At 60.9% G+C, this 6184-nt stretch carries 6 protein-coding genes; 3 read left to right on the top strand and 3 right to left on the bottom strand.

The features are described 5' to 3' along the window. Positions 1 to 300: 300 nt before the first annotated feature. Positions 301 to 2040, top strand: a complete 1740-nt coding sequence (locus EN852_RS34350) for a VirD2 family relaxase/mobilization nuclease (RefSeq protein WP_127878432.1) — start codon at positions 301 to 303, stop codon at positions 2038 to 2040. Positions 2041 to 2264: 224 nt separating this feature from the next. Here EN852_RS34350 and EN852_RS34345 read toward each other — a convergent pair whose 3' ends face one another. Both EN852_RS34345 and EN852_RS34340 read right to left on the bottom strand, forming a co-directional pair. Then, positions 2265 to 2474, bottom strand: coding sequence for a hypothetical protein (locus EN852_RS34345; protein ID WP_127878434.1), 210 nt, complete (start codon positions 2472 to 2474; stop codon positions 2265 to 2267). Continuing rightward, entirely contained in the window at positions 2471 to 2764 is a 294-nt protein-coding gene (locus tag EN852_RS34340) for a hypothetical protein (RefSeq protein WP_127878436.1), read from the bottom strand. The genes EN852_RS34345 and EN852_RS34340 overlap by 4 nt, the downstream gene beginning before the upstream one ends. 235 nt (positions 2765 to 2999) lie before the next feature. Here EN852_RS34340 and EN852_RS34335 point away from each other — a divergent pair, with 235 nt between their 5' ends. Next, complete coding sequence (locus EN852_RS34335; RefSeq protein WP_127878438.1) at positions 3000 to 3251, top strand: hypothetical protein; 252 nt, start codon at positions 3000 to 3002, stop codon at positions 3249 to 3251. 473 nt (positions 3252 to 3724) lie between these two features. Here EN852_RS34335 and EN852_RS34330 read toward each other — a convergent pair whose 3' ends face one another. Next, positions 3725 to 3946, bottom strand: coding sequence for a hypothetical protein (locus EN852_RS34330; RefSeq protein ID WP_127878440.1), 222 nt, complete (start codon positions 3944 to 3946; stop codon positions 3725 to 3727). A 1424-nt stretch (positions 3947 to 5370) separates the two neighbouring features. On the opposite strand from EN852_RS34330, the gene EN852_RS34320 reads away from it, so the two are divergent. Then, entirely contained in the window at positions 5371 to 6018 is a 648-nt protein-coding gene (locus tag EN852_RS34320; protein ID WP_127878444.1) for an outer membrane protein, read from the top strand. Positions 6019 to 6184 lie beyond the last annotated feature (166 nt).

Below are 6184 nucleotides of genomic sequence, written 5' to 3'. Positions count from 1 at the left end.
CAGTATGGGCTGTTGGCCTTGGCCCACGAGCGGCGAGGTGCCATCCGGATATCCTCCACAAGACGAAGGAACCCGACATGATGCGAGATTGCACTACTTCAAATATGTGCAGGGACCGGGCGGTTACGGCAACAACCGAGGGATGGCAAGATAAAAGGGCGCACATTGTGCTGCGGCCGGACGGTTGTATTTGCTGGGCTTTTCGAGGCTTTCCTCACATTGCAACGGGTAGGCGCAATGTGTTGAGCGCATCTAAATCATTGTATTTGCCTAGCTGTTCGAAATGTGCGGGCGCTTGCCGTGTCCAATGAGCGGGAATTCCGTGTCCGTCCGGGACGCATTCGCTCGACGCGAGCCCAATCCTCGCGGCCCTTCGTCGCCCAGGCGCTTGCGGCGGCCCAAAAGGCTGGCGGCAGCGTGTCGCGGTCCGCCCGCATCGGCTCAGGCAAGCGCTCGCAATTCGGACGCGGCCGCGCGGCGAGCATTCAGGCCAACCGTTTGCTTACCGGCCGCTCCCGCGTCGCCACGATCAAGACCCGGGTGGTCCGCCATTTGAAGCATGGCGCGCCGCTTTCGACCCACTTCCACTACCTGAGCCGCGAGGGCGTCACGCGGGACGACACGAAAGCCCGCATGTTCGGTCCCGAGATCGACGATGCGTCGACCACGGATTTCGTCGCGCGCTGCAAGGACGACCGGCATCATTTCCGCTTCATCGTCTCGCCAGAGGACGCCGTCGAGATGGCCGACTTGAAATCCTTCACACGTGATCTCATGCGTCTCATGGAGAAGGATCTCGGCACGGCGCTCGACTGGATCGCCGTCGACCACTGGAACACCGACAATCCGCATGTCCATGTCATCCTGCGCGGCCGGACCGATGACGGGCAGGACCTGGTGATTTCGCGCGACTACATCAGTCGGGGCATGCGCGATCGCGCCAGCGATCTCATCACGCAGGAACTCGGCCCTCGGTCCGATCTCGAGATCCGCCGGCATGTCCAACGCCAGGTCGAGGCTGAGCGATGGACCGGGCTCGACCGTCAGTTGATGCGCGACGCGCGCGACAACGGTGCCATCGATCTCGCGCCGCACGCCGATCGCCTGCCTGATGAATTCACAGCGCTTAAGCTGGGTCGGCTGCGCAAACTGGAAACGCTCGGCCTCGCCGAGCAGCTCGGTCCAGGCCAATGGATCGTCAGCGAGAAGACCGAGGCAACGCTGCGCGAGATGGGTGAGCGCGCCGATATCATCAAACGCCTGCATCGCGCATTCTCGGACCGCGATATCGAACGCGCGAGCTCCAGCTATGTGCTGGCCGCCGAGAACGTCGATGGGCCCATTGTCGGCCGTCTGATCGAGCGCGGACTGGATGACGAACTCAAGGGCACCGCCTATGCGGTCGTCGACGGCATTGACGGCCGTTGTCACCACGTCCGGCTCGCCGATCTTGAGGCGGCCGGCGACGGAGCGCCGGGCTCGATCGTTGAACTGCGCAAATTTGTGGACGTTCAGGGGCGCCGACGCCTGGCGCTCGCTGTGCGCTCCGATCTGGATCTCGACAGACAGGTCGCTGCAGAGGGGGCGACCTGGCTCGACAGGCAGGCGCTCGCCCGTCCCGCGGCAGCTCTTTCCGATGGCGGCTTCGGTGCCGAGGTGCGGCAGGCGCTCGACCGGCGCGTCGAGCAGCTTGTCGGCTTGGGTCTGGCTGAGCGCCAACCGGCCGGGACCGTCTTTGCCGGCCACTTGATCGAAACGTTGCGCCGAAGGGAACTCGATGCGCTGGGAAGCAGGCTCGCGGCCCAAACCGGCCAGCCATTCAACCGAGCCGGCAAAGGCCAATTCGTCTCTGGTACTTACAGTCAGCGCTTCGCGCTCGCATCTGGCCGTTTCGCGATGATCGATGACGGACTCGGCTTCCAGCTCGTGCCGTGGACACCGTCGTTGGAGCGCCATGTTGGCAAGCACGTCTCCGGCGTCATTCGCGGCGACGGCGGCACCGATTGGAATTTCGGTCGCAAGCTAAGTCTCGGCTTGTGACGGCGCTCACCCGCGCCTTGGAATTGCGAACGGAACAGGCTTCAAGCGGCTTGGCCGAGCGGTGGCAGGTGAGACGCATCAAGATTTTTTGCGTTTTTAGCCAACAATCGAGGCGAATCCAGTTGAGTGGTACCAAGCTTGCGAAGGGATGTAGGGCGCGGTCGCGGGTATCGATTGGCATTGGCGATGAACTCGGCATAGGGGCCCCGAGCAGCGCAACCACCTCAAAAACCGCCGTCAGTTGCTGAAGAATCGCGCGGCAACGTTTGGTTGAAGATCACTGTCCTTGGCCATTGGAGTTGGACGCGGCCGCCGCGATCGCGGACGAACTCGAACGCCTGTGGCCTTCGCTCAACGATCGCGAGCACCTTTCCGGCCTGGTCGAGCACCCGGTAGCCGCTCTCGGTAGCCTCGACCTGGAAGCGCTCCTTCATGGTCGGAACCGCTCGGTGTGCCATACGATCTTGCCGTCGACCGTCATCGGCTTGTGGATGACGAGCTTCCTCGGCAGGTGGTCGGGGTGGAGCTCGAGCAGCGTCAGCCTGATGTCGGGCTTGCACCGGCTGCAGTCGAACTTCAGCTTGAAGGGGTCAGCGCCGCCGCCATAGACCATCATCAAGTCGGCCGAACGGCAGTAGCGCACGTTCCCGCACGCGCACTCCACCTTCAACAGCAAATTGTGCCGGGTCGCCTTGCCCAGCGTATCGACCTTCTCGTGCGCCATAAGAACGAAATGAGAACAAATTCCTTGCCCGTCAAGCCGGTCTGTGGAATCTTTTCGTCATGAGCGACGAGCCGACACGCCTTGGAGAGATGATCACGCAGCGCCCTCGAGGCCCGCTCGGGCATGTCTGCGAACACGAAGGCTGCGGCAGGGATGCCGGCTGGGGATTTGCCAAGCCGAAGAGACCGTCGCACTGGTTCTGCTACGAGCACCGCGGCGACGGGGAGGCCTACCTTTGATCAGAAAGCCGCGGCGCGCCGGCGTTTATCCCGACCGCGAGGTTGATTGCCGGGAGGCCATGGAGCCGGGTTTTCAGGCGATCATTGATTGCATGATCGAAGCAGGCTGGGACCGAGAGGAGATCAAGCGATCGCTTCGTCGACTGATGGCAGCCGACAACATGATGCAGAAGGAAAACGCCAAAGTGGAAGCAGAGCTGGCGATCGCGCGGGCGATGATCCGGCCCAGCCGCCCGCGTCCTTGGTGACTGCAAACAAGTGCTTTAAGCCGGACAGGCCGTGCCAGACCTGGTTGTGAAATACATCGCCAAGGAACAATCACCCCCCCCGCGTTACCGGCCCGTGACACTTGCAGACGAAATCGACAAGGCGCGACGGCGCGTCACACGGGGCGAGCGGCGTATTGCCGAGCAGCGCGGACGTATTCTTGAACTACAGGTCCGCCACCATTCAATTAGGAAAGCGCACGATTTCCTTCAGCTGCTCGAAAGCTGGTAGACTTCCATCGTATGCATCTAGACCGGCTGACAGCCGAGGCAGAGCTTGCGAGCATCGAGCACGATGACTGGCAACTGAGGGCTGTTTCAACGTCGCGATCCCGTCTCATGGCTTCCCGCAATCTATTGTCGCCCCGCCAAGGTGATGAGGCGCGGCCCTACCGCGTCCGCTGAAGTTGAGCTGCTCAGCATAAGGCGGCGGGAAGCGCGTAAGCCGGCACCGCCTAGCTTGCCTTGCGGTAAGCCTGCGTGGTCTGAATCGCCTCAAGCAGCTCCTCTTCCGTTCTCCGGCCGCTCTCGAACAAGTTGACCAGCAATAAGGCGGTAGCTTCGGCGTCCGGGGAGCCCGGCTGGCAACCGCGTTCGCGGCACAGAACGTCAAACACGCGCTTCAGCACGTCGAGATCTTCTGGATAAAAGGCATTAGGCGGCAGGTGCCGTTGCATCTCTCTGTTCCCGTTGGGGGCGAGAGTGCGTTGGTCGCTCTCAAGCAGCGTAGCCCATAACATAGCCGCTGACCATCGCACCTTGGCGGCTCCTGCCCAAACTGTCTATTGCATTTGATGTAGCGGCCGAAATCTTCGGCCGGCTTATTCGGCAGGATGTTGAATCAGCACGGCGTATGCGAGGCCAACCAGCAGGATGAGCACAAGCCCAGCGATGAGGATGCTAATGGCGATCCATAGGCGTCTCGATTTCTTATCGTTGCTCACTCTGCCGGCTGCCCGGTTTTAGTCGCGCAAGGCGACAAAAAGCCCGCCGGCCGAAGCCAGCGGGTGAAGTGGGGTCTCGGCCCGGCACGTGGGCCAAGAAATTAATCATGCGCTCACAGCCGGCCGGGCGCGCCTACAAATGTTAAGACCACGTAGGCTGCGGTCGCGCCGCCGTCTACACCGCCTAGAGTTGGGCAGCCCGCTGCCCGGATATATCGTTCTACACAATCCTCAATTGGTGGACTCGCGCGATATATCGGCAGCTAGTGTGTCTCCCCGTCAGGGCCAGAAGGAGGCAACGCCTGCGGAAATCCGGGAGGAAACGATGTCTGCGACGAAAGAAGACTTTCGAACGAACAGAGCCGACTATCTGCTTGCCGCGAAGAAAGGTCGAACGACCGCTGAAGATCGCTATGAGTTGCTGGCAAGGGAGATGTGCCAAAGAGACTGGCGCTTAGCCGCATTGGCTGCAAATCCCTGTAACAGCTTGCCGGAACCGAGGAAGCCAACCCGCCCGGTTCTGTAAGAAAGCGGAAATCGCCTCACGGGCAAGGCTTCCAGCCTTTGCGCTGTTCAGGTGCGTTCGCAGCGTCCTCTATTCACACGACGGAAGCTTTAGCCGCAGCTGATATAACCTTCGCCAGCCGGTGCAGTGTATCTAGTGCCCCGCCGGTCAGGCCCGGCTCGTGGAGCCTACCCCGCTTCGCGCCGGGCCGCCCGGCGGCACGGCATCCGGATAGAATCAGTGGAACGTAACCAAGCGTGATCTTCATGCAGCCTTGCTAATGTAAGTTCTGCATCGGCCGACCCTCCCACGGCTGGGAGTCGGCTAGGCCCGGCGGTTCAAACCCATCGCCCCCAACAGAGCGCAGAACTGTCGGGCCGCTCGTCTAGTCAGCTTCGTCAGTCACACCATCTCCAGTGGTTTCGTCTCGTTGCATGCCGTCAAGCTACATTAGCAGATGCTTGTAAGCTACGGGCCACGCTTTCGAAATCGCGCTGTGAGGTGTGGCTTTCAGGCATCGCCCCAACAATATCCACGCCTTCCAACTTGTCGGCGTTGACAACGAAAGGCGTTCCGCGACATCGCTATATCCACTCGGGTGGTGACGTTGAGGCATTCATCCGACTTAAGCTCGGCAACAAAGGGTATTCCCGTGAAACAGCTTGTTCTTGCAACCGCTCTCGTCCTCGCGACCGGCACCGCCTACGCGGCCGACGCTTTGCAGGAGGCACCGATTGCTGCTTCCTATGATTGGACCGGCGCATATATCGGCGTGAACGCCGGCGGCGGTTTCGGCACGTTTAGCGTTGATCCTTCCGACGGCGGCCCTGGCGGTTTTGACCTCAGTGCGAGCGGCTTCGTTGGCGGTGTTCAGGCCGGTTACAACTGGCAGGTTGGCCAATTCGTCTACGGCGTTGAAGCCGACTTCCAGGGTGCCGATGTCAAGGGCGAGGTATCGATCGGCGGTCCCAGCCTCGAAACAAAGGTTGACTGGTTCGGCACGTTGCGTGCTCGCATCGGCTATACGCCCGTCGATCGCTTCCTGGTCTATGGCACTGGCGGCTTGGCCTACGGTCACGAAAAGCTCTCTTTCCCAGGGATCGACTCTTCCAAGACCAAGGTCGGTTGGACCGTTGGTGCGGGCGCTGAATACGCCATCAACACGAATTGGTCGCTCAAGTCTGAGTATCTTTACACAGACCTGGGTAAAGCGACGTTCGATCTCCCAGGGCCAGGGCCAGATGCCGACGTTAAAGTCCCCTTCCACACCGTTCGCGTTGGTCTGAACTACAAATTCTAGTTTATCGACGGGCCTTAACAGAAAAAGCCCCGGCAGATTTGAACTGACCCCCGAAAGTTGGACACAACCTTCGGGGGTTTTGCATGTCCAAGCACAGTCCGCGTTTCAAGCGCTCGGTTGTCGACAGCTATTTGTGTGGGAATGAAAGCTACGCGAGTGCTGGGTC

It is taken from the genome of Mesorhizobium sp. M2E.F.Ca.ET.209.01.1.1, assembly GCF_004010375.2.
Taxonomy (GTDB): Bacteria; Pseudomonadota; Alphaproteobacteria; order Rhizobiales; family Rhizobiaceae; genus Mesorhizobium.
This window is presented reverse-complemented; position numbering and strand designations above follow the sequence as displayed.